The following is a 22,035-nucleotide window of genomic DNA, read 5'->3' as shown; positions in this document are numbered from 1 at the left end:
GCAAGTGCGCGTGTTGATCGTCGATGACGAGGTTCGCCTGGCCCACACCCTGGGGCGCGGGCTGGCGGCCGATGGTGCTGTTGTCGAACTCGCCCACGATGGTCCGGCGGGCCTGGAGGCGGCAACCTCCGGCGAGTTCGACGTCATCGTTCTCGACATCATGCTGCCCGGCCTGTCGGGCTACCAGGTCCTTCGGCAGCTGCGCGAGCGCGAGATCTGGACGCCGATCCTCATGCTCTCGGCCAAGGACGGCGACTATGACCAGAGTGACGCGCTGGACCTCGGCGCCGACGATTACCTGACGAAACCGTTCTCGTATGTCGTTCTCATCGCGCACCTGCGTGCCCTGATCCGTCGGGGCGCGCCGGAACGGCCCGCGGTGCTCACCGTCGGGTCGCTGAGCCTGGACCCGGGTCGGCGGAAGGTCATCCGCGGCGACGTCGAGATTTCTTTGACGCCAAGAGAATTCAACGTCCTGCTGTACCTGATGCGGAACAAGAACTCGGCGGTCACCAAGCACAACATCCTGACGGCCGTGTGGGACATGAACTACGAGGGTGACGGCAACATCGTCGAGGTCTACATCGGCTATCTCCGCCGCAAGATCGACGTTCCATTCGGCACTTCGACGATCGAGACGGTGCGCGGCGTCGGCTACACGGTGGCCGACGAGGCCAAGGTCTGAGGACAAGTACCCTCGGAATCGTGCATGAGTTCTGGGAGTTCGCTGGCTCGTACTGGTGGCTCGTTTTCGTGTTCGGTGGTGCCGCGGGTGGTTGGGCGAAGTCCGTCGCGATGTACAACGAGAAGCGCCGCCAGGACAAGATCGAGATGCTCCGCATCAAGCACGGCGCCAAGAACGCCGCGCTCGAGGAATCCCGCGTCACCGACAAGCGCATCGATCGTGCCCTCGCCGCCCACGATGACATCAACGCCCGCTGGTTCGCCTACGAAACCGACGCCCTCAAAGTCATCGAGTTCCCGCTCATGACCGACATGCGTGAGCCGCTGACCGTCGCGTTCCACGAAGCCAAGTCCGTCGCCGACGATCTGCGGCCCACGGACCGTGCCGCGTTGAGAGACCAGGCCGAACTCGAACGCTTCGAGAACGCGGTCCGGGACTTCCGGCTCGCGTTCGACATCGCGGAGCGGGAGGCGCAGCGCCAGCAGCAGCGGGGATTCAGCGACTCCGAGCGCGGCGCACTCGACCGTGCGCGCAAGCTCATCAACGTCGCCGCCGATGACGGCGCGACGGCGGCCGAGCGACAGTCCGCATACAAGAAGGCGCGCAAGGAACTCGACGGACTGATCGTCCTGCCGAAGCCGGCGACCGACGCCATCGAAACCCGGATCGCGGGCGCGCTGGAATCCGGGCGTTAAGCCGGTTCGGGCCGCTTCGACCTCTCTCGCGTGACGTCATGCCACGGACTCCACAAGAACCAGCTCGGTAGTGCGGCCGCCAGCCGGGGTGTACCGCCGACCTCGATCCGGCCGTCGCTCACCGCTTCCGCCCATTCGGCGTAACCCTGGAACACCTCCGCGAGCGCGGGCGTCGACGCGGTCACCGTGAGGTCGATGTCGAACCCGGGATGGAGCTGGCACACCGATGCCTCACCGCGGTCGAGCACGAGCCACAGGACTTGCGAAGTGGGACTGGTGTGCCGGAATTCGACGACGGTCCGCCGCGGCGGGAACCGATCGGGCCGGATGCGGCGGTGCATCCACCACGTCAGGGTGATGGCGTCGACGTCATGTGGGCGCAGCTCGTCGAAAAGCCACTCGATGGCCCATCGCCCGAGGCTGTCGATGACGCGTTCGAGGTCCTTGCCAGCCGGCGTCAGGTGGTATTCGCTGCCACGGCCCGTGGGGGATGGCCAGGTCTCGACGACACCCTTGCGTTCGAGGTGCCGCAGTCGCTGAACGAGGAGTGTGCGCGATATGCCGCCCAGCCCGCGGGCGATGTCGTTGAACCGCGTGTTCCCGAGTACGAGCTCGCGAATAATTAGCGGCGTCCACCGGTCTGCGACCACCTCGCTGGCAAGCGCGACGGGGCAGAAGTTGCCATATTCGGACATTTCTCGATAGTCGCACCGGTGGTCCATTTTGTGAACCAGCTGGGTGCACTTCGTGCACTAGATGGGAATGTTCGCAAACCGGACAGTTGGATGCATGACCACAACACTTGCTCACCCAGCCGCCCGACTGATCGACCGCGTCGACGAGATCGGGCCGGACATTGCCCGTCATGCCGCCGAACACGACGTCCACGGCACGTTTGTCGTGGAGTCGTTCGACGCGCTCAAGGCCGCTGGCCTGCTCAAGGCCGCGGTGCCGATCGAGCTCGGCGGAGACGGTGCGACCATCGGCGAGATCGCCGGCTTGCAGCGACAGATCGCCCACTATTGCGGATCGACGGCGCTCGCATCTGCCATGCATCAACACGTCGTCGCGTTCACGGCCTGGCGTTATCGCCGCGGCCTACCCGGAGCCGAGGCGACGTTGCGGCGCGTCGCGAACGAGCAGATTCTCCTGGTCTCGACGGGTGGCGGTGACTGGACTCATCCGAAGGGGGACGCCACGAAGGTCGACGGCGGGTACCTCGTGAGTGGACACAAGCGGTTCGCGAGCCAGTCGGTTGCGGGCGCGGTGATGTCGACGATGTTCTGTTACGACGATCCCGAGCAGGGCAAACGCGTCCTCAACATGGCCGTCCCGTTCGCGTCACCGGGCGTGACGATCGCCGACAACTGGAACACCTTCGGCATGCGCGGTACCGCCAGCAACGACGTGATCCTCGACAACGTCTTCGTGCCGGACGAGCGTGTTCTGGCGAACCGCCCCTACGGCGTCGTCGATGGACCGCTGCAGGTCATCGGAAGCATCGCGATGCCGATCATTGCGGGCGCCTACCTCGGCGTTGCCGAGGCCGCGCGCGACGCGGCGGTCGCGAGCGTCGGAGCGCGAGCTCAGGACCCGCTGATCCAGCGCCAGGTCGGCTTGATGAACCACAAACTGCAGGTCGCCGGGTGGGCGCTCGCGGGTGCCCTCAGCGAGGTCGGGGACGATCCGGGACCGTCGATGGACACCTTGTTCGCGGCGATGACGGCGAAGTCCGAGATCGCGCGTGCCGGCTTCGAAGTGTGCGATCTCGCAATGGAGGTCGCGAGCGGCGGCGCTTACTTCCGCGGCTCGATCATCGAACGCGCCCTCCGCGACGTCCGCGCGGCGAAGTTCCATCCGTTCACGCCGGAGGAAACTCTGCTGCGGGCCGGGAAGTTCGCGCTCGGGGTCGACTAGGACGTCGCCGAGGACTCGGTCGCCTGCAGGTAGGAGCCGACCTTCAGCGCGCGCATGATCGGCCGCGCCGGGATCGGTGCCCACTTCGCGGTCGAGTCCTCCATGACCAGGGGACTGACGTACTTGTGCTCCTTGCCGAAGTGAACCAGCGTGAATTCGCCTGCGGCGCAGATGTTCCGAACCCAGTCGACGTTCTTGCCGTAGGGCAGTCCGATGCGGATGACACCCTTGGACCGCACGATCGCGACCGGCGTCTCGTAGGTCGTGCCGGACTTGCGTCCGACGTGCCGGATCACCGCGTACACGGGCGCATGTCGTGCGACCGGCAGGATCACTTTGTTGAACTGCTTGGCACCTTTGGGTACTGGAAGCGGCATACGGACCATCGTTGCAGGACCGTCAGTTCCTCAAAAGCCCTACCCGCCCGTAGTCTTGGAACCCGTGCGCGTACTGGTGATCGGCTCCGGCGCTCGGGAGCATGCCCTCGTCAACGGTCTTCTTCGGGATCCTTCGGTCACCGAGGTGGTGTGCGCGCCCGGTAATGCCGGCATCGCCGTCGTCACCAAGACGGTTCCCGTCGATGCGTCCTCGGGTGCCGCGGTGACCGAACTGGCTCAACAACTTGCGGCCGACCTCGTAGTCATCGGCCCCGAGGTGCCGTTGGTCCTGGGTGTCGCGGATGCGCTGCGTGCGGCCGGTATCCCGGCATTCGGCCCGTCGCGCGACGCGGCCCGCATCGAGGGATCGAAGGCATTCGCCAAGGACGTCATGGCCGCCGCGGGCGTGCGGACCGCGCACAGCGAGGTCGTCGACAACCCGGCCAAGCTTGACGCGGCGCTCGATCGCTTCGGCCCGGTGTGGGTCGTCAAGGACGACGGACTCGCCGCCGGCAAGGGCGTCGTCGTGACGCCGGATCGCTTCAAGGCGCGCGAGCACGCCGCCGAGTGCCTCGAGATCGGGCACCCGGTGCTCCTTGAATCGTTCCTCGACGGTCCGGAAGTCTCGCTGTTCTGCCTGGTGGACGGCACGACAGTCGTTCCGCTGCTGCCGGCACAGGACCACAAGCGCGTCGGCGACGGCGACACCGGCCCGAACACCGGTGGCATGGGTGCGTACACGCCCCTGCCGTGGCTGCCGGACGCCATGGTCGACCGCATCGTGACCGAGGTGTGCGAACCCGTTGCCGCCGAGATGGTCAAGCGTGGATGCGGCTTCTCCGGGCTCCTCTACGCCGGTCTTGCGATCGGTAAGGACGGCCCTTCGGTCGTCGAGTTCAACTGCCGCTTCGGTGACCCGGAGACCCAGGCCGTGCTCGCGATGCTCGAGAGCCCGCTCGGTGAACTGCTGTACGCGACCGCGACCGGAACGCTCGCTAGTGTGGAGAAGCCGCGCTGGAAGGACGGGTCGGCCGTCACCGTCGTTCTCGCGGCCGAGAACTACCCGGGCCGTCCGCGCATGGGTGACGTCATCACCGGTGCCACTGGCGCCAATGTGCTGCACGCCGGCACGACAAAGCGCGATGAGGATGGCGCCGTGGTTTCCGCCGGTGGCCGCGTCGTGAGTGTCGTCGGTGTGGGGGAGGACCTCGTCGCCGCACGTGACGCCGCCTACGCCACGCTCGCTGGCATCAAGCTTCCGGGCGGACACTTCCGCAGCGACATCGGCCTGGCTGCGGTCGAGGGACGCATCAGCATCTGATCAGCCGGTCGGGTCGGCGTCCTCGTTGCCGACCGCTATGAGCGACAACGAGCGACTCAGCGACATGGCAAGAGTCGCTCAGTCGCTGCTTGTCGCTCATAGCGGTTCACGACGACACTCTGGCAACCTCACCGTGCCGTTCGCGGCCGCGTCTGATCAGCTGGCCGGACTTCCGAGGTCGGCGGCTGTTCGACTGTCGGCTCGGTGGTCGATGGCGCCGTACTCACCGTTATCTCTGGCGCCGTCGACGTTGTCGTCGGGGTAGTGGTTGGCGCTGAGGATGTCGGTTCCGGCGATTGTTCAGTCGTTTCCGTCGGTGCGGGTGCCCGCACTGATTCTTCGATGGGCGCCTGCTCTGGAAGCGGTGCAAAGATCGCGTCGACAACCGCTTCCGGATGTGGTTCTGCGGTCGGGACGGGCACTGGCTCGAACCGAAACGTGGTGGTCGGCGTTGCGGACGCCGGGTGCGACGCGAGCGGCCGGCTGATCGCGTCCGAGACTTGCGCGTGAGCGGTCGCTCCAGATTCCGATTCGAACACCGATGCCAGTGCCAGACTGCCGAATCCGACGAAGACCGCAGCGGCGGCGCCGGCCATGAGCAGCCGGGGGATCGGTGCGGGCCTGGTCGCTTTCTCCGCGATGATCGCCGCTCCGCGCAGAACGATCGTCGAGGGCGTGGCGTCCGTGGCGACGGGGATGCCCAGGCTGTCGGCGATCTGTTGGACTCCTTCGACGGGGAACGCGCTGGTCAACAGCACGTAGCTGACCTGCCGTCGCGAGAGACCGGCATCGGCGAGTTGATGGCGAATGAGATCGGCGAGGTGGAGGTCAGCGGCGGATTCGAGTGCCCGCCCGGCCAGGCTCAGCTTCCTGCCGACCTGGACCGTCGCGACAGTGGTGACCCCGGATTCGACGCCGCACACGACCACGAATCCCGGCGGAACCACCTCCGATGAGTTCTGCAGCCACTGCACCGCAGCGATCGGCGCAGGAATCAGGACAGTGGACCCGAGCCCCGCGGAATCGAGCGCGGAGCGAGCCTCGGCGATCTCTTCTGGGGAGAACCGTGCGGGATAGCTCACCGCGGACCGCTGGCCGGCGAAGACTGCGACCGCGCTGACCGCCTTGTCCGCGAACGCTGCGCCCGTGCTCCGAACGCGCCAGGAGTCATTGCCGGACAAAGCCATTGCGTGGTCGTCACCGATCGTGATGCCAACGCCCATTGCCTCATCCACCCCTTTGCAATCGCCTGAAAGTTTGCTTAGCCTGTCCTAACATAGCTTCGGATGTCAACCTGAAGGAAGGATTGCGATGACGTCTGCATCACGACGCACGTCGGACGAAGTCGTTGTCCACCTGCCGTCGGTGCACGAGGATTCGGTCTCGTGGGGCCCAGAACATCCGGTCCCGACGAAGCACGAGTGGTTCGCCGCCGAACCCGTCAAACCGGTGGGAGTTTTGGATTCACCGATCCTGACGGCCGTCGTGTCGGTTGGTGCGTGCGCGGGCATCGGCGCCGCGATCTGGATGTCACAGCACCTCACCGTTGATCCGGCGCTGCGGCTGGCGGGTCTGTTCCTGCACCTGGTCGCGCTGGCGATCGGGTTCGGTGCGGTGCTGATTGCCGACTACCACCTGATCCTGTGGGTGCTCGGCCGCTCGACGCTGTCCGATGCGGTCCGCTCGGCGGAGCGCGTCGGCATTCCGATCTGGGTGGGCCTCGCCGGGCTCGTCGTCAGCGGAATGGTGCTCAGTCCCGTGCTGTCGAGTGCGTTGACGCAGGTCAAGGTCGTCGCCGTGCTGATTCTGACGGTCAATGGAATCCAGGCGATGGCCCTCGGCCGGAAGATGGGAGCGGTCGGCACGGGGACGCTGCCGGTCGGGCTCATGCTCCGCGGTGGCGCGACTGCGACAGTTTCGCAAATCTGCTGGTGGATCGCGGTGGGTGTCGGCTTCTGGAACGGCCAACACTGACCTCCATGCGAGTGACTTAGGACTCGGACTTCCGGCCCTAGGCGTCCAGTCGCGAGAGGCGTTTGGATTATGAAGTGGTCCGAATTCTGCATGTCGCTCATCGCCTCCCATGACTGCCGCTGACGCGTCGGCGGTTCTCGACCGTGCCGGGTTGGATCGCCTCGTCGAGGTTCTGATCGAGCTCGGATACCGGGTGATCGGGCCGACCGTGCGCGACAGCGCGATCGTCCTCGCCGAACTGGGCTCCGGGACGGAACTGCCGGCTGGTTGGGGCGTCGACACCGCTCCCGGGATGTACCGGTTGCGGCGCCGGGCCGACGACGCCGTGTTCGGTCACTCGGCCGGTCCGCAATCCTGGAAACAGTTCCTCCATCCGGCCCACCGCAGGCTGTGGTCGGCCGGTGCTGACGGCGTGTTCGTGGCTGAGAGTTCGGATCCGCCGCGCTACGCGTTCCTCGGGGTTCGCGGCTGCGACCTTGCGGCGATCAAGATCCTGAGCAATGTCCTGGGCCGAGGCGCACACCCCGACAGTTCGTTTACTCGAACCACCGAGGCGCTGTTCGTGGTCGCGGTGAATTGCACCGAACCTGGCGGTCTGTGCTTCTGTGCGTCGATGGGGACCGGACCGGCCGCGGGACCGGGCTACGACCTCGCCCTGACCGAGCGCATCGACGAAGGCGGACACGCGTTCGTCGTCGATGCCGCGAGCGACGCCGGACGCGGTGTCCTCGCGAGGTTGCCGCACCGGGCCGCCGAACCTGCTGAGGTCGAGACGGCACGCGCCGACGTCGCGGCGGCGGCCGGCCGGATGGGCCGATCGATGCCGGACATCGACATGCGGGAGCTCATGCTCAGCTCACGCGAATCGCCGCACTGGGAGAACGTCGCCAGCCGGTGCCTGACCTGCGCGAATTGCACGATGGTGTGCCCCACGTGCTTCTGCACCAGCACCGAGGACGTAACCGACCTGACCGGGGATCACGCCGAACGGTGGCAGCGCTGGGCCTCGTGTTTCGATGTCGACTTCTCCTACATCCACGGCGGCAGCGTGCGCACCTCGGCCGCGAGTCGGTACCGGCAATGGATGTCGCACAAACTCGGCACCTGGCACGACCAGTTCGGCAGCTCGGGATGTGTCGGGTGCGGACGCTGCATCGCCTGGTGTCCAGTGGGAATCGACATCACCGAGGAAGCTGCGCGGCTGTCCGCCAACTCGACGGGAGGCGCTGATGACGACTCTGAGTGACGCACTCGCCCACTTCCCGGTTTTCGCCGACGTACCGGCCGCGGAACGCTTGCTCATCGCCCAAGGGGCGCAGCGGGTCAGCTACCGAGAAGGCGACCGGCTCTTCACCGAGGGGCACGCGGCCCACGGCTGCTGGCTCGTCGAAACAGGAACCGTCGCACTCGATTTCAGCGTCCCGGGACGAGGTCGGGTGGTCGTTCAGACCGTGTCGTCCGGCGACATCGTCGGTCTATCGTGGCTCGTTCCGAACGGGCGGTGGCAGTTCGGCGCCGTCGCGCTCGAACCGACGACCACGATCGTTCTCGACACAGATGGCCTCGTCTCGCTGGCCAAGGCGGACCCGAGGTTCGGGTACATGCTGACGACGTCGATGTTCGTCGAGTTGGTTCATCGGCTCAATTCCACGCGGGCCCGGCTGCTCGATGTGTACCGGAGTCCCCGTGAGCAGCACTGACAGCGTCGTTTCCGCCCGGTGGCCGATCGCCGCCGAGGCGATGCTGCCCACTCCGTTCCGGGTCGTCTCCCGTGCCGAAGAGAACCATGACTCGGCAACCTTGCTGCTCGAGCCGATCAGCGACCGTCTGCCCCCGTATGCCCCCGGCCAGTTCAGCATGATTTCGGCGTTTGGGGTCGGCGAGATCGCCGTCTCGATCAGCGGCGACACCGCGGTCTCGGACGGAAGGCTCACGCACACCATTCGCGCGGTGGGTGCGGTCAGCGCCAAGCTCCATGCCGCGCAGCCAGGCGCCGTGATCGGCGTCCGCGGTCCCTGCGGACATGGGTGGCGGGTCGACGCCATGTCCGGCCGGGACCTCGTGATCGTCGCGGGCGGTGTCGGCCTCGCCCCGCTCCGCCCGGTGCTGTTCGCGGCGCTTGCCCAGCGCAACCGATTCGGGCGGATCATCCTCATCGCCGGCGCGCGCACGGCGGAGGATTTCCTGTTTCGCGCGGAACTTGCGGCGTGGACGCACCGCGCCGACCTCGAAATGGCGCTCACGGTCGACCGTCCCACCGCAGGCTGGCGCGGCGGCGTGGGGTTCGTGACCGAGCCGCTGGGACGGCTGCGACTCGACCCGCAGCGGACGTCTGCGGTGCTATGCGGCCCGGAGCCGATGATGCGGTTCTGTGCGCAGACGCTGCTCCGGAAAGGAATCGCGTCCGCCGACATCGAGGTTTCGCTCGAGCGGAACATGCAATGCGGAATCGGCCTGTGTGGGCACTGCCAGCTCGGCCCCCTGTTGGTCTGCCGGGACGGACCCGTCGTCGACTACGGTGTCGCCGGCCCGCTGTTCGCGGTCGAGGAGTTGTGATGAGTACCCCGACACTTGCCGTCTGGAAATTCGCTTCCTGCGACGGCTGCCAGCTCACTCTTCTGGACTGCGAGGACGAGTTCCTCGCCCTGGGGGAACAGGTGCGGATCGCCCACTTCCTCGAGGCCTCGAGCGCCGTGCAACCCGGTCCCTACGACATCTCGCTCGTCGAAGGATCGATCACGACAAAGCGCGACCTCGAACGAATTCAGCGCATCCGCGCCGAGTCTCGAGTCCTTATGACTATCGGCGCGTGCGCTACCGCCGGTGGGATACAGGCCTTGCGCAACTTCGGCAGCGTCGCCGAGTTCGCGGCCGCGGTGTATGCGCGGCCCGACTACATCGACACCCTCGCGACGTCGACGCCGATCGCCGCCCACGTCCGGGTGGATCACGAGCTGCGGGGTTGTCCGATCGATCGCCGCCAGCTCCTCGAACTGCTTACGGCGATCCTTGCCGGGCGGTCCCCGGATCTCCCCACGGAGAGTGTGTGCACCCAGTGCAAGCGACGTGGCTTGACGTGCGTGATGGTCGCCGACGGAACGCCGTGCCTGGGCCCGGTCACGCACGCGGGTTGCGGTGCGATCTGCCCGTCCTACGGTCGCGGATGCTACGGCTGCTTCGGGCCGATGCAGTCGCCCAATGTCCCTGCGCTGGCTCTGCAGCTGCGCGCGTGCGGGCTCGCCGAAAACGCGATCGATCGTGTGTTCGCCACCTTCAACGCCGCATCGCCCGAATTCGACCGGAGGAATCTTCGGTGACTGACCACGTCCGAACGCTGACCGTCAACGAGCTTGCGCGCGTCGAGGGAGAGGGTGCGCTGCGGCTGGTGATCGAGGGGGATCGCGTGGCGCGCGCCGAGTTGAACATCTACGAGCCGCCGCGATTCTTCGAAGCATTCCTGCGGGGGCGTGCGCGAACCGAGCCACCGGACATCACGTCCCGCATCTGCGGAATCTGCCCGGTCGCCTATCAGACGAGCGCGTGCAATGCGATCGAGCAGGCGTATGCCATGCCGCTCGACGAGCCGCTGGTGCAGCTGCGCCGGCTGCTCTACTGCGGCGAGTGGATCTCGAGCCACACGCTGCACATCTACCTACTGCATGCACCGGACTTCCTCGGGTATCCGGACGCGATCGCACTTGCCCGGGATCATCGCGAAGCCGTCGAGCGCGGTCTCGCGCTGAAAAAGGCCGGAAACGCCATCATCGACCAGTTGGGCGGCCGGGCCATCCATCCGGTCAATGTCCGCGTCGGCGGCTTCTACCGGACTCCGCACCCGCGTGAGCTCAGTGCATTGGCTGAACAGCTCCGGCGCGCCCTCGACGATGCGTTGAAGACCGTCGAGTGGGCTTCGAAATTCGATTTCCCCGACGCCGTGGTCGAGCATGACCTGTTCGCACTCACCGCGGCCGATCGCTACGCGATCGAAGACGGCGTACCGACGGTGACCGGTGATCGTCGAATTCCTCTGCACGACTTCGAGTCCCGTGTCGTGGAGCATCAGGTTCCGCATTCCACCGCGTTGCATGCGACCCTCGATGGTCGGCGATTCCTCACCGGCCCGCTGGCCCGCTATTCACTGAATTCGCGGCAGTTGTCTCCGCTCGCGGCGCAGGCTGCCGCTGCGGCCGGCCTCGGGCCCGAGTGCCGCAACCCTTTCCAGAGCATCCTGGTTCGCGCCGTTGAAGTCGTCTATGCGGTCGACGAGGCGCTGCGAATCCTCGATGGATACGAGTTACCGGAACGTCCTGCGGTACCGCTTCCGGAACTCGGCACCGCACGCGTGGGCCGCGGAGTCAGCGAAGCCCCTCGAGGTTTGCTGTACCACCGGTACGACATCAGCCCGGAGGGACTCATCACTACGGCGGCGATCGTGCCGCCGACGTCCCAGAACCAGTCGGCGATCGAGGACGATCTGCGCGGCGCGGCGCAAGCGAATCTGCACCTCGACGATGCCTCGCTGACCGCACTGTGCGAGCGGATCATTCGCAACTACGACCCTTGTATCTCGTGCTCGGCCCACTTCCTGGACCTCACCGTGGAACGCCGATGATGCCGCGCGTTGCGGTCATCGGCGTGGGCAACGACATGCGTCGCGACGACGGCGTCGGCCTTGCGGTCGCGGCCGAGGTCGGACGACGGAATGCCCCGGGGGTGCAGGTCAGTCTTTGCGACGGCGAGGCGACCCGACTCTTGGAATTGTGGTCTGGGACGGCACTCACCGTCGTCGTGGACGCGGTGCTGTGCACGCCGCCGCGTCCTGGCCGGATTCACCGACTTTCGACGGCGGGGCTGCCGGGCCGGAGCGCTCCAGCGAGTTCGCACACGACGGACCTCGAGGCTGCGTGGCAGTTGGGCCGGGTGCTGGATCGGGTGCCTGAGCGGTTGATCGTCATCGCGATCGAGGCCGCCGACCTCACTTCGGGACCGGGGCTGTCGGCCGCGGTGGCCCGTGCCGTGCCCACGGCCGCTACCGCCGTGATGCGTGAAGTAGCCCGCGCTCAAAGGATCTTGCTTTCCTAGATTGGCAAGTGCCGAAAGGCCTTTCGTCTTGCTAGGTAGCGCCCTTCAGGGCGGCCCGGGTTTGCGGCATCGTTCTCACCCGTGACCGAGGACCAGACGACTCAGGCCCCACCTGTGCGCACCTTTGTTCGGGCGCTGCGCGAGAATTATCTTTCGATCGTCCCGCACCCCGACCTCGATGACCGGGTTGCTGCGGTTCAGGACCTCGACGTGCCGGCATGCTTCCCGGAGCGGACCATTCGGGTACGCGCCTACTGGCCGCGCGGCTCGTCCGGAATGCCACTGCCCATCATCGTCTTTGCGCACGGTGGGGGCTTCGTGTCCGGGAGCCTGGAGACTCACGACGTTCTCGTCCGGGCCCTCGCGAATCGAACCGGCGCGATGGTGCTCTCCGTCGACTATCGCCTGGCCCCGGAACATCCCTTTCCGGCCGGCCTCGAGGACGTGTTCGCGGTCATCGAATGGGCGGCGGCGGATCGGCTCGCGGGCGCCGATCCGGACCGTCTCGCGGTCTGCGGGGACAGTGCCGGGGGAAACCTGGTCGCCGCCGCGGCGATGCTCGCACGCGATTGCGGTGGTCCGGCCATCCGGGCGCAACTGTTGCTGTATCCGGGAGTGAGCCGAATGGATTCAGTGCCCTGGGATGCGTTCGGACCGCCGCAATCCGCCGGTGGGACAGTCCAGCACTACATCTTCGAGGCCTATGCCGAAGGTCGGATTCACCCGTTCAACCCGCTGGTCGCACCGTTGTTGGGGCACCACTCGGCCTTGCCGCCGACCCAAATCGTGGTGGGGGAATACGACCCGTTCAAGGACGACTGCCTGGCGTATGCGGGGACGCTGGTCGACGCCGGCGTAGAGGCCCAATGTGTCGTGTATCCCGGCCAGCATCATGGATTCGTTCAGTTTTGGACGGACCGGTCAGACAACCCGATCGGCGAAACCGCACTCGACGAGGGTGCGAAATTCCTCCGAAAGCACCTGAGGCACTAGTTGATGATCACTCCGTGCAGCGCCATCCACTTCTGCGGATCGACTTTCACGCCCTGGTAGATGATCTCGAAGTGCAGGTGCGGTCCGGTCGAGTCGCCGCGGTTACCCATCCGGGCAATCTGCATACCGGCCGGAACTCGCTCACCCTTCGAGACGAAGAAGTCGTAGAGGTGCCCGTACACCGAGATCGAGCCGTCGTCGTGCAAGATGCGGACCCATAGCCCGAAGCCAGTGGCCGGACCAGCGTCGATCACCGTGCCGTTGGCGGCGGCGAGGATTGGCGTGCCGATCGCGTTCGCGATGTCGATGCCGGCGTGGAACGTGCCCCAGCGAGGTCCGAATCCGGAAGTGAAGACGCCTTCGGCGGGACGAATCCAGCCGGACGAGCTGACCTTACCGCCGCCGCCGGACCCGCCGCCGCCAAGCCACGGCTGCCATTCACCGGCGATCGCGGCGGCGGCCTCCCGTTGGGCGCGGGCGAGAGTCGCACGACGCGCAGCCGCGACGACCTGTTCCTCGCGGCGGTGCTCACCCTTGGAGATCGAGTCGAGCGAGAAGCTGTCCGGCTTCGGCGTCAGCACGATGTCGACGCCGTGGTCGAGGTCGAGCGGTTCGATGTGCGCGGCCTGCGAATACACGGGCTTCGTCTGGAACGACGGTACGACGATTTCCTGGCTATCGGCGGTTCCGGGCAGCGAAGAAGAATGCGAGGCATCCGCCCCGGCGAATACGAAGCCGGCGGCTGCAATCGCGATAAAGACTTCGTTGCGGCGCACCTGCGCAAATTTAACAGCCGTCACATGTGAAACAGCAACAAGTCGCAGGGCCCTCACCGATCTGCAATCGAACTGTGCCGAATGAGTACCGTGACACTGTGCGTGGAGAGTCTCGTAGAGCGGCGATCGAACCGTTCTACGTCATGGAAGTTCTGAAGGCGGCGGCCGACCGCGCCCTGGTCAAGGGCGACGTTCTGTCTCTTGTCGCAGGTCAACCCTCGACTCCAGCGCCCGCGCCGGTCTTGCGGGCCGTCCACGAAGCCATCGATGCCGACGTTCTCGGGTATACCGAGGCGCTCGGAATTCCACCGCTTCGAGAGGTGATCGCGGCCTACCACCGCGCCGAATCCGGCGCCGATGTCACGGCGGAGGACGTCGTCATCACGACCGGTTCCTCGGGTGCGTTCAGCCTCATCTTCCTGGCCGCCTTCGACGTCGGAGACACCGTTGTGGTGGCCCGTCCGGGCTACCCCGGATACCGGAATACCCTTGCCGCACTTGGCTGTCGGGTGGTCGAGCTGGACTGTGGACCGGCGACGCGGTACCAGCCGACGGTCGCCATGTTGGAGGCGCTCCCCAAGCCTCCAGCGGGGTTGATCATCGCCAGTCCCGCGAATCCGACGGGCACGATGATCGACCCGCACGAACTCGCTGCGATCGCTCGCTGGTGCGACGATCACGGCACACTTCTCATCTCCGACGAGATCTATCACGGCATTACGTACGGGGGAGCGACGTCGTCGGCATGGGAGACGAGCCGCGAGTCCGTCGTGATCGGGTCCGTTTCCAAGTATTTCTCGATGACGGGGTGGCGTCTGGGCTGGATGCTCGTCCCGGCCGGACTGCGGCCCGCGCTGCAGCGTCTCGCCGCGAACCTCACCGTGTGCCCGCCGACGGTGTCGCAGTACGCGGCGATCGCCGCATTCACACCGGAGTCGATCGCCGAACTCGACGGTCACGTTCGTCGGTATGCAGTCAATCGGGACCTGCTGCTCCGCGGTCTCCCGGAACTCGGCTTCCGCGATCTGGCTCCCGCCGATGGTGCGTTTTACATTTATGCCGATATTGCCCACCGAACGAACAATTCGGCGAAATGGTGCGCGGATCTGTTGGACGCGACGGGTGTTGCCATCGTGCCAGGTATCGATTTCGACACTGCGCGTGGAAACCAAACTGTCCGAATGTCTTTCGCTGGCGCCACGGCCGATATCGCGGAAGCGATCGAGCGTCTGCGCAGCTTCTGAGCAATTTCTCGGGGCGGCAGTCCCATTTTTCGGCCACGCAATTTTGCCGGTGCTGCAACGATTGACCTCGTGCGCGCGGCAGCCACACCAAAGGGCGAACGACGGCGGCAGGCCCTGGTGGTTGCCGCCGCGGATTTACTGCTCGAAGGGGGCTTCGACGCAGTGCGTCACCGGTCGGTTGCGCAGCGCGCGTCGCTGCCTCTCGCCTCGACGACGTACTACTTTCAGACCCTCGCCGACCTCCTGGCCGCCGCCGCCGAGCACACCGGATTCACCGAATTGGATGCGAACCGGCGGCAGGTCATGGAGATCTCGCATCGCCGGCGCGGGACCGAGGCTTCCGCGGAACTGATCGTCGACGTGCTGTTTCCCGACGATTCGCGACCCGAGGCCGTCACCGCAGGATTCGAGCGAATGCTCGGTTCGGCGCGAATTCCGGAACTGCGATCGGTCCACGTGAAGCTGCGGAGCCAGACGGTCGACCTGATCGTCGAAGTCCTGCGCCGATGCGGCCGAACCGCATCGTCGGATCAGGCGCGCGCGTTGATCCAGATCGCCGACGGTGCAGCGTTGAACTCCATCTGCGACGGTTTGGGTAGTCCCAAGGCGTCCGCGCGCATCGCAGTGACCGCGGTCGTGGACGTCATTGCTCCCCAAATCGCCAGGTAAACTGGGCGTTCGTGACTGCTATCCCCAACGTTCTCGCCACCCGCTACGCCAGCGCGGACCTCACGCGCATCTGGTCTCCCGAACACAAGATCGTGCTCGAGCGCCAGCTGTGGATCGCGGTACTCAAGGCGCAGTCGGAGCTGGGAATTCCGGTGCCGGATGGCGTCATCGAAGACTACGAGCGCGTCGTAGACAAGGTCGACCTCGCCTCGATCGCGGCTCGCGAGCGCATCACCCGTCATGACGTGAAGGCCCGCATCGAGGAGTTCTGCGAGCTCGCCGGGCACGAGCATGTCCACAAGGGCATGACCAGCCGCGACCTCACCGAGAACGTCGAACAGCTCCAGATCCGGCAGTCGCTCGTGCATGTTCACGAGCGCGGTGTCGCCGTCGCTGCACGCCTCGCCGAGCGGGCCGCGCAGTACGAATCGCTCGTCATGGCCGGTCGATCGCACAACGTTGCAGCTCAGGCCACCACCCTCGGCAAGCGGTTCGCCTCGGCGGCCGAGGAACTGCTCATCGCACTCACCCGAGTGCAGGAACTGATCGCGCGCTACCCCCTCCGCGGAATCAAGGGTCCGATGGGTACCTCGCAGGACATGCTCGACCTGCTCGGGGACGCCTCGAAGCTCGAGTCGCTCGAGGAGAAGATCGCCGGTCACCTCGGATTCCAGAACGTGTTCACGAGCGTCGGCCAGGTGTACCCGCGCTCGCTCGACCACGAAGTGCTGTCTTCGCTCGTGCAGGTCGCCGCGGGACCGTCGTCGTTCGCGCACACGATCCGCCTCATGGCCGGCCACGAGCTCGTCACCGAAGGCTTCCAGCCGGGCCAGGTCGGTTCGTCCGCGATGCCGCACAAGATGAACACTCGTTCCTGCGAGCGGGTCAACGGTCTCCAGGTCGTGCTACGCGGCTACGCCTCGATGGCGGCCGAACTCGCGGGCGCGCAGTGGAACGAGGGCGACGTGTTCTGCTCGGTCGTCCGCCGGGTGGCGCTGCCGGATGCGTTCTTCGCGATCGACGGACTCATCGAGACGTTCCTGACCGTCCTGGCCGAATTCGGTGCGTATCCGGCGGTCATCGAGAAGGAGCTCAACCGCTACCTGCCGTTCCTGGCGACCACCAAGGTCCTGATGGCGGCAGTGCGGGCGGGCGTCGGACGCGAGACCGCGCATGAGGTCATCAAGGAGCACGCGGTCGCGGTGGCGCTGGCGATGCGCGAGCAGGGCAAGGAACCGGACCTGATCGATCGTCTCGCCGCGGATGAGCGTCTCGGTCTTGGGAGGGAGGCTCTCGAAGCCGCGCTTGCGGACCGGGCCGCGTTCTCCGGTGCCGCCGGAGCCCAGGTCACGGCGGTTGTTCAGCGGGTCAATGACCTCGTCGCTCAGTTCCCGGACGCCGCGAAGTACAGCCCCGCGCCGATCTTGTGAATCCGTACACGATCTTCTCCGACATCGTCGCGGGCCGGGCGCCGGCGTCGAAGGTCTACGAGGACGACGACGTGCTTGCGTTCATGGACATCCGGCCGTGGACGCCCGGGCACCTGCTCGTCATCCCGAAGGTCGCGGCCGCCAGCCTCGCCGAACTCGACCCCGAAATCGGCGGCAAGCTGTTCCAAGTCGGGCAGCGGATTGCGCTGGCCTTGCGCCAGAGTGAAGTGGCTTGCGACGGGGTGAACTTCTTCCTAGCCGATGGAATCGCTGCTGGTCAGGAAGTTTTTCACGTACATCTGCACGTCATCCCGCGAACCAGCGGGGACGGATTCGGACTGCGTGGTCGCCCCGTGAATGCGCACCGCGCCGACCTCGACTATCTCGCTTCGTCGGTCCGTCGCGTGTTGGCCGAAGGCGACCGTTAGGCTCCAGTCAGGAGGCTATGTGATGAGGAAGTCGATCGGGCTGCTGGCAGTCCTGGTTGGATTTGCAGTGACGGGTTGTTCGGGTGGCGGCGACGCGCCGAAACTCCCAGCAAGCAATGTCTCGAAGTTCGAATTCCAGGTGTCCAAGGGCCTGTACTACTTCCAGACGCCGGACCGCAGCATCAAGTGCGGCATCTTCACCCGGGGATTCCCGGTCGGCGTCGGCTGCCAGACCTACCTCGCGCCGATCCCGGAGTCGCTCAAGGACTGTGCTCCGCTCGGTGGCACCCGATCGGTCGGCGTTCAGATCCTCGACAAGAAGGCCAAGCAGTACTGCCTCGCCCAGGGGCTGTGGGTCGGTCCCGCGGTCGAGGGTATGGACGTCGGTGGTGGCCGCGTCCTGCAGGAGGGCCAGGTTCTCGATGTCGACGGCGCCGTCTGCCAGTCGAAGGGCAACGCCATCACCTGCACGAAGGACGGTGCTGGCTTCACGATGTCCGCCACGGAGAACAAGGTCTACTGACCGCCGCATCGGTCGGTCGATGAGAAATCCGCACCCCTACCGTCCAGACGCACCCCAAACTCACGACTGACAGGGGTGCACCTGGCAGGCAGGGGTGCGGATTTTCCCGCTGGCGCGTAAACGGGGTTCCGGCCACAGGCTCTAAGGTTCTAGGCGTGCGCCCTTCTCTTTCGGACTACACGTTCGTCGCCCGCGGCAAGGTCCGCGAGTTGTACGCCATCGACGATGAGACCCTGCTCGTCGTCGCATCGGACCGGATTTCGGCGTTCGACCACGTGCTGAGTACGCCGATCCCGGACAAGGGCCGGATTCTCACCGCGATGAGCTTCTTCTTTTTCGATGCGCTCGACGTGCCGAACCACCTGGCCGGCCCGGCGGACGATCCGCGGATCCCCGCCGAGGCCGTCGGTCGTTCGATGGTCGTCAAGCGCCTGGACATGTTCCCGGTCGAGTGCGTCGCACGCGGCTACCTGACCGGCTCGGGCTTGCTCGACTACCAGGACACCGGCGCCGTGTGCGGAATTGCGCTGCCGAAGGGGCTCGTCGAATCGAGTCGCCTGCCGGAGCCGATCTACACCCCGGCGACCAAGGCCGACATCGGTGAACACGACGAGAACATCGACTTCGACTCGACCGTGAAGCTCGTCGGTGTGGAGTCGGCGCAGGCACTCAAGGACGCGACTCTCTCGATCTACTCGCGCGCTTCGGAGATCGCGGAGGCGAAGGGAATCATCCTCGCGGACACCAAGTTCGAGTTCGGGCGCGGATCGAACGGCGAGCCCGTCCTCGCCGACGAGGTGCTGACACCGGACTCGTCGCGCTACTGGCCGAAGGACGAATACGCCGAGGGCAGGACGCAGCCGAGCTTCGACAAGCAGATCGTGCGGAACTGGCTCACCGGACCGGAGTCGGGCTGGGACCGAAAGTCCGATGCGCCGCCACCACCGCTGCCGCAGGACGTCATCGACCGCACCCGCGCCCGCTACATCGAGGCCTATGAGCAGATCTCGGGCCTGAAGTTCGCGGACTGGATCTGATGCAGCCTCCGGTCGCGAAGAGGGTCCCGGTCGAACGCAGCCACCACGGCGACACCTTCGTTGATGAGTACGAGTGGCTCCGGGACAAGGAAAGCCCCGAGGTCATCGCGTACCTCGAAGCTGAGAATGCCTACACCGAGGCGATGCTGGCCGACCAAGCGCAACTCCGCGAGGACATCTTCAACGAGATCAAGCTCCGCACGAAGGAGACGGACCTGACCGTCCCGGTGCGGATCGGTCAGTACTGGTACTACTCGCGGACGATCGAGGGCCAGCAGTATGCGCGTCATTGCCGCTGCTCGATCGCGTCCGACGACGACTGGACGCCGCCGAAGCTCGATGCCGAAGAGGCGACTGCGGGGGAGGAGGTCGTTCTCGACAGCAACGTCCTCGCCGAGGGTCAGCCGTACTTCTCGTTGGGTGCGTTCTCGGTCAGCGCGGACGGCCGGATGCTGGCGTTCTCGACGGACATCAAGGGCGACGAGCGATACACGCTGCGATTCAAGGATTTGAACAGCGGCGAGATCCTTGCCGACCACATTGAGGACATCGCACCCGGTGCAACGTGGGCTGCAGACGATCTGCACGTCTTCTACGAGACGGTCGACGAGTCGTGGCGTCCGGACAGCGTGTGGCGCCACCGCCTCGGCACCCCGAAGGACCAGGACGTCCGGGTCTTCCACGAGCCGGATGAGCGCTTCTGGGTCAGCATCACGGCGACCCGCAGCGAGAAATACCTCATGATCTTCGCGCACACGAAGGTCACGAGTGAGGGCTGGATTCTCGAGTCCGACGACCCGACGGGCGATTTCCGCGTCATTCTGCCGCGCCGCGAGGGCATCGAATACAGCGCTGTGCATGCGGTCATCGGTGGTGTCGATTCGCTGGTCATCACCCACAACGAGAACGCGGAGAACTTCGAAGTCGTCGTGGCACCCGTCGACGACCCGACGAACCGGCGCACGGTCATCGAGCACCGCCTCGATACCCGGATCGAGGGCGTGAGCGCCTTCCGCGGCCACCTCGCGCTGTCGTATCGCCGCGAGGCCCTGCCCCGAGTCGGAATCATGCGGCTCACCGAAAACGGTATCGGCGAGCTGAGCGAAATCGATTTCGGACTTGAACTCTTCACCGCCGGCGTCTCGCTCAACCCGGAGTGGACGCAGCCACGTCTGCGGGTCAGCGTCACATCGTTCATCACGCCGGCCCGGGTCTACGACTACGACGTCATCACCGGAGATCTGGTCCTGCTCAAGGAGCAGTCGGTGCTCGGCGGCTTTTCATCGGACGACTATGTGGAGCGCCGCGACTGGGCGACAGCGGAAGATGGTACGCGGGTACCTATTTCGATTGTCGCGCGCAAGGGCACGCCGCACCCAGCGCCGACGCTCCTGTACGGCTACGGCTCGTATGAATCGAGCATCGATCCCTACTTCTCGGTGCCGCGGCTGTCGATGCTCGACCGCGGGATGGTGTTCGTCGTGGCGCATATCCGCGGCGGCGGCGAGATCGGACGCCACTGGTACGACAACGGCAAGATGCTCGCGAAGAAGAACACCTTCACGGACTTCGTCGCGTGCGGTCGGCACCTGATCGACAGCGGCGTTGCGAGTCGCCTTGTCGCCTCGGGCGGAAGTGCGGGCGGGCTTCTGATGGGTGCGGTCGCGAATCTTGCACCGGATCTGTTTGCGGGAATCGTCGCCGATGTTCCCTTCGTCGATCCGCTGACGACGATCCTCGACCCATCGCTGCCGTTGACCGTCATCGAGTGGGACGAGTGGGGCAACCCGCTCGCCGATCCCGAGGTCTACGCCTACATGAAGTCCTACAGCCCATACGAGAACGTCGAGGCGAAGGACTATCCGGCAATTCTGGTGTTGACCAGCCTCAACGACACTCGCGTGTTGTACGTCGAGCCGGCCAAGTGGATCGCTCGCCTGCGTGCCTTATCGACCGGCGACAAACCGATTCTGCTCAAAACCGAGATGTCGGCCGGGCACGGCGGCGTCAGTGGCCGCTATGACCAGTGGAAGGACGTCGCGTTCGAATTCGCGTGGATCATCCGCACCGCGGGGGCACAGTCGGCGGACTGACGGGACGTCGATCACAGTTCGATTTGTAGGTCCGGCATTCACGTAATCGGCACCGGAAATACACCTCGGTCGCTCACCATGAGGCCATGGCAGGAGAACTGATCGTCTCAGTTTCCGGCATCCGATCCGAGACCCGGAAGGACGCCGAAACGTTCGCGGCGCAGATGGACAAGCGCGGTGTTCCGCTCTCGCTCCTCGTTGCTCCGCGTCAGTCCGACGGCTACAAGCTGACTCAGGACGCGAAGACACAACGCTGGTTGCAAGAGCGGAGCGCGCAAGGCGATGCGATCGTCTTGCATGGTTTCGACCAGGCCGCCACCGCAAAACGGCGGGCCGAATTCGTCAACCTTCCGCAGCACGAAGCGAAGCTGCGGCTCATGGGCGCCGATCGCCTGCTCGAACACGCCGGACTGAAGTCCAAGGTGTTCGCGGGACCACGGTGGCTGGCCTCCGAAGGTACTCAGCTGGCGTTGCCCGACCTCGGGTTCGAGGTCTACGCGGGCATGTCGGGTATTCACCACCTCGAGCACAAGAGCGTCGTCAAGGCTCGTGTCATGGGCATCGGCGCCGGATTCCGCACCGAACCGTGGTGGTGCCGAGCACTGGTCATGGGTGCGAGCCGAATCGCTCGACGCGATGGTGTCGTCCGTCTATCGGTCACGGCCAAGCAGTTGGGCAGCTCGGGACCTCGTGCCGCCTTGCTCGACGCGGTTGACCTGGCGCTCTACTACCAGTCGCTCCCGGTCACGTATGGCCACGCGCCGATCCGCCATCGCAACGCCGCCTGACTG

At 65.8% G+C, this 22,035-nt stretch carries 24 protein-coding genes; 20 read left to right on the top strand and 4 right to left on the bottom strand.

Features of this window, described 5'->3' with window-relative positions; all coding sequences use genetic code 11:
- Positions 1-4 precede the first annotated feature (4 nt).
- Entirely contained in the window at positions 5-685 is a 681-nt protein-coding gene (locus F600_RS0109680; protein ID WP_018160412.1) for a response regulator transcription factor, read from the top strand.
- Between the two features lie 20 nt (positions 686-705).
- Entirely contained in the window at positions 706-1,380 is a 675-nt protein-coding gene (locus F600_RS0109675) for a hypothetical protein (protein ID WP_018160411.1), read from the top strand.
- Here F600_RS0109675 and F600_RS0109670 read toward each other — a convergent pair.
- Positions 1,377-2,075: a winged helix-turn-helix transcriptional regulator gene (locus F600_RS0109670; RefSeq protein WP_018160410.1), complete on the bottom strand. Its 699-nt coding sequence runs from the start codon at positions 2,073-2,075 to the stop codon at positions 1,377-1,379. The genes F600_RS0109675 and F600_RS0109670 overlap by 4 nt on opposite strands.
- Before the next feature lie 94 nt (positions 2,076-2,169).
- Between F600_RS0109670 and F600_RS0109665 the strand changes: the two genes are divergently transcribed.
- Positions 2,170-3,297, top strand: a complete 1,128-nt coding sequence (locus tag F600_RS0109665) for an acyl-CoA dehydrogenase family protein (protein WP_018160409.1) — start codon at positions 2,170-2,172, stop codon at positions 3,295-3,297.
- On the opposite strand, the gene F600_RS0109660 is transcribed toward F600_RS0109665, so the two are convergent.
- The gene (locus F600_RS0109660) at positions 3,294-3,674 is read right to left on the bottom strand and encodes a nitroreductase family deazaflavin-dependent oxidoreductase (RefSeq protein ID WP_018160408.1); all 381 of its coding nucleotides are present in this window, start codon (positions 3,672-3,674) and stop codon (positions 3,294-3,296) included. The genes F600_RS0109665 and F600_RS0109660 overlap by 4 nt on opposite strands.
- 64 nt (positions 3,675-3,738) lie before the next feature.
- Here F600_RS0109660 and purD point away from each other — a divergent pair, with 64 nt between their 5' ends.
- On the top strand, positions 3,739-4,995 hold the full coding sequence (purD, locus tag F600_RS0109655; RefSeq protein ID WP_018160407.1) for a phosphoribosylamine--glycine ligase: 1,257 nt from the start codon (positions 3,739-3,741) through the stop codon (positions 4,993-4,995).
- Positions 4,996-5,123: 128 nt separating this feature from the next.
- Here purD and F600_RS0109650 read toward each other — a convergent pair whose 3' ends face one another.
- On the bottom strand, positions 5,124-6,218 hold the full coding sequence (locus F600_RS0109650; RefSeq protein WP_018160406.1) for a hypothetical protein: 1,095 nt from the start codon (positions 6,216-6,218) through the stop codon (positions 5,124-5,126).
- 88 nt (positions 6,219-6,306) lie between these two features.
- Between F600_RS0109650 and F600_RS27650 the strand changes: the two genes are divergently transcribed.
- The 8 genes from F600_RS27650 to F600_RS27640 all read left to right on the top strand — a co-directional run bounded on the left by F600_RS27650 (position 6,307) and on the right by F600_RS27640 (position 13,044).
- On the top strand, positions 6,307-6,969 hold the full coding sequence (locus F600_RS27650) for a hypothetical protein (protein ID WP_018160405.1): 663 nt from the start codon (positions 6,307-6,309) through the stop codon (positions 6,967-6,969).
- Positions 6,970-7,078: 109 nt separating this feature from the next.
- Positions 7,079-8,215 (top strand): 4Fe-4S dicluster domain-containing protein, encoded by a 1,137-nt coding sequence (locus tag F600_RS0109640; RefSeq protein WP_018160404.1) that lies wholly within the window; start codon positions 7,079-7,081, stop codon positions 8,213-8,215.
- Positions 8,199-8,669 (top strand): Crp/Fnr family transcriptional regulator, encoded by a 471-nt coding sequence (locus F600_RS27645; RefSeq protein ID WP_018160403.1) that lies wholly within the window; start codon positions 8,199-8,201, stop codon positions 8,667-8,669. Before F600_RS0109640 ends, F600_RS27645 begins: the two co-directional genes overlap by 17 nt.
- A gap of 40 nt (positions 8,670-8,709) precedes the next feature.
- Positions 8,710-9,525 (top strand): FAD/NAD(P)-binding protein, encoded by an 816-nt coding sequence (locus F600_RS0109630; RefSeq protein WP_051090789.1) that lies wholly within the window; start codon positions 8,710-8,712, stop codon positions 9,523-9,525.
- On the top strand, positions 9,525-10,286 hold the full coding sequence (locus F600_RS0109625; protein WP_018160401.1) for an NADH-quinone oxidoreductase subunit B family protein: 762 nt from the start codon (positions 9,525-9,527) through the stop codon (positions 10,284-10,286). The genes F600_RS0109630 and F600_RS0109625 overlap by 1 nt, the downstream gene beginning before the upstream one ends.
- Positions 10,283-11,581, top strand: a complete 1,299-nt coding sequence (locus F600_RS0109620; RefSeq protein WP_018160400.1) for a Ni/Fe hydrogenase subunit alpha — start codon at positions 10,283-10,285, stop codon at positions 11,579-11,581. The genes F600_RS0109625 and F600_RS0109620 overlap by 4 nt, the downstream gene beginning before the upstream one ends.
- Complete coding sequence (locus F600_RS0109615) at positions 11,578-12,051, top strand: hydrogenase maturation protease (protein ID WP_245541509.1); 474 nt, start codon at positions 11,578-11,580, stop codon at positions 12,049-12,051. Before F600_RS0109620 ends, F600_RS0109615 begins: the two co-directional genes overlap by 4 nt.
- 81 nt (positions 12,052-12,132) lie before the next feature.
- Entirely contained in the window at positions 12,133-13,044 is a 912-nt protein-coding gene (locus F600_RS27640; protein ID WP_018160398.1) for an alpha/beta hydrolase, read from the top strand.
- Here the strand turns inward: F600_RS27640 and F600_RS30280 are convergent.
- Complete coding sequence (locus tag F600_RS30280) at positions 13,041-13,820, bottom strand: M23 family metallopeptidase (RefSeq protein ID WP_018160397.1); 780 nt, start codon at positions 13,818-13,820, stop codon at positions 13,041-13,043. The two genes, F600_RS27640 and F600_RS30280, sit on opposite strands and share 4 nt — an antisense overlap.
- 98 nt (positions 13,821-13,918) lie before the next feature.
- Between F600_RS30280 and F600_RS0109600 the strand changes: the two genes are divergently transcribed.
- The 8 genes from F600_RS0109600 (at position 13,919) to F600_RS0109565 (ending at position 22,032) form a co-directional block, all read left to right on the top strand.
- Positions 13,919-15,064 carry a pyridoxal phosphate-dependent aminotransferase gene (locus F600_RS0109600; protein WP_026306350.1) on the top strand — a complete coding sequence of 382 codons (1,146 nt, stop codon included), beginning with the start codon at positions 13,919-13,921 and terminating at the stop codon, positions 15,062-15,064.
- 69 nt (positions 15,065-15,133) lie between these two features.
- Positions 15,134-15,733 carry a TetR/AcrR family transcriptional regulator gene (locus tag F600_RS0109595; RefSeq protein WP_018160395.1) on the top strand — a complete coding sequence of 200 codons (600 nt, stop codon included), beginning with the start codon at positions 15,134-15,136 and terminating at the stop codon, positions 15,731-15,733.
- Between the two features lie 11 nt (positions 15,734-15,744).
- Positions 15,745-17,163, top strand: coding sequence for an adenylosuccinate lyase (purB, locus tag F600_RS0109590; RefSeq protein WP_018160394.1), 1,419 nt, complete (start codon positions 15,745-15,747; stop codon positions 17,161-17,163).
- The gene (locus tag F600_RS0109585; protein WP_018160393.1) at positions 17,160-17,591 is read left to right on the top strand and encodes an HIT family protein; all 432 of its coding nucleotides are present in this window, start codon (positions 17,160-17,162) and stop codon (positions 17,589-17,591) included. Before purB ends, F600_RS0109585 begins: the two co-directional genes overlap by 4 nt.
- 22 nt (positions 17,592-17,613) lie before the next feature.
- The gene (locus F600_RS0109580) at positions 17,614-18,114 is read left to right on the top strand and encodes a hypothetical protein (RefSeq protein ID WP_018160392.1); all 501 of its coding nucleotides are present in this window, start codon (positions 17,614-17,616) and stop codon (positions 18,112-18,114) included.
- A gap of 155 nt (positions 18,115-18,269) precedes the next feature.
- On the top strand, positions 18,270-19,151 hold the full coding sequence (locus tag F600_RS0109575; RefSeq protein ID WP_018160391.1) for a phosphoribosylaminoimidazolesuccinocarboxamide synthase: 882 nt from the start codon (positions 18,270-18,272) through the stop codon (positions 19,149-19,151).
- Positions 19,151-21,244, top strand: coding sequence for a S9 family peptidase (locus F600_RS0109570; RefSeq protein ID WP_018160390.1), 2,094 nt, complete (start codon positions 19,151-19,153; stop codon positions 21,242-21,244). The genes F600_RS0109575 and F600_RS0109570 overlap by 1 nt, the downstream gene beginning before the upstream one ends.
- A gap of 86 nt (positions 21,245-21,330) precedes the next feature.
- Positions 21,331-22,032 (top strand): DUF2334 domain-containing protein, encoded by a 702-nt coding sequence (locus F600_RS0109565; RefSeq protein WP_018160389.1) that lies wholly within the window; start codon positions 21,331-21,333, stop codon positions 22,030-22,032.
- The last annotated feature ends 3 nt before the right edge of the window (positions 22,033-22,035 follow it).

It is taken from the genome of Smaragdicoccus niigatensis DSM 44881 = NBRC 103563 (assembly GCF_000380645.1).
GTDB lineage: Bacteria > Actinomycetota > Actinomycetes > Mycobacteriales > Mycobacteriaceae > Smaragdicoccus > Smaragdicoccus niigatensis.
This window is presented reverse-complemented; position numbering and strand designations above follow the sequence as displayed.

Bases quoted from the DNA above. Each gene is read 5' to 3' on its own strand.
- F600_RS0109670 (WP_018160410.1), bottom strand. From the start codon at position 2,075: ATGTCCGAATATGGCAACTTCTGCCCCGTCGCGCTTGCCAGCGAGGTG.
- F600_RS0109665 (WP_018160409.1), top strand. From the start codon at position 2,170: ATGACCACAACACTTGCTCACCCAGCCGCCCGACTGATCGACCGCGTC.
- F600_RS0109660 (WP_018160408.1), bottom strand. From the start codon at position 3,674: ATGCCGCTTCCAGTACCCAAAGGTGCCAAGCAGTTCAACAAAGTGATC.
- F600_RS0109650 (WP_018160406.1), bottom strand. From the start codon at position 6,218: ATGGGCGTTGGCATCACGATCGGTGACGACCACGCAATGGCTTTGTCC.
- F600_RS27650 (WP_018160405.1), top strand. From the start codon at position 6,307: ATGACGTCTGCATCACGACGCACGTCGGACGAAGTCGTTGTCCACCTG.
- F600_RS0109640 (WP_018160404.1), top strand. From the start codon at position 7,079: ATGACTGCCGCTGACGCGTCGGCGGTTCTCGACCGTGCCGGGTTGGAT.
- F600_RS27645 (WP_018160403.1), top strand. From the start codon at position 8,199: ATGACGACTCTGAGTGACGCACTCGCCCACTTCCCGGTTTTCGCCGAC.
- F600_RS0109630 (WP_051090789.1), top strand. From the start codon at position 8,710: ATGCTGCCCACTCCGTTCCGGGTCGTCTCCCGTGCCGAAGAGAACCAT.
- F600_RS0109625 (WP_018160401.1), top strand. From the start codon at position 9,525: ATGAGTACCCCGACACTTGCCGTCTGGAAATTCGCTTCCTGCGACGGC.
- F600_RS0109615 (WP_245541509.1), top strand. From the start codon at position 11,578: ATGATGCCGCGCGTTGCGGTCATCGGCGTGGGCAACGACATGCGTCGC.
- F600_RS0109580 (WP_018160392.1), top strand. From the start codon at position 17,614: ATGAGGAAGTCGATCGGGCTGCTGGCAGTCCTGGTTGGATTTGCAGTG.
- F600_RS0109570 (WP_018160390.1), top strand. From the start codon at position 19,151: ATGCAGCCTCCGGTCGCGAAGAGGGTCCCGGTCGAACGCAGCCACCAC.
- F600_RS0109565 (WP_018160389.1), top strand. From the start codon at position 21,331: ATGGCAGGAGAACTGATCGTCTCAGTTTCCGGCATCCGATCCGAGACC.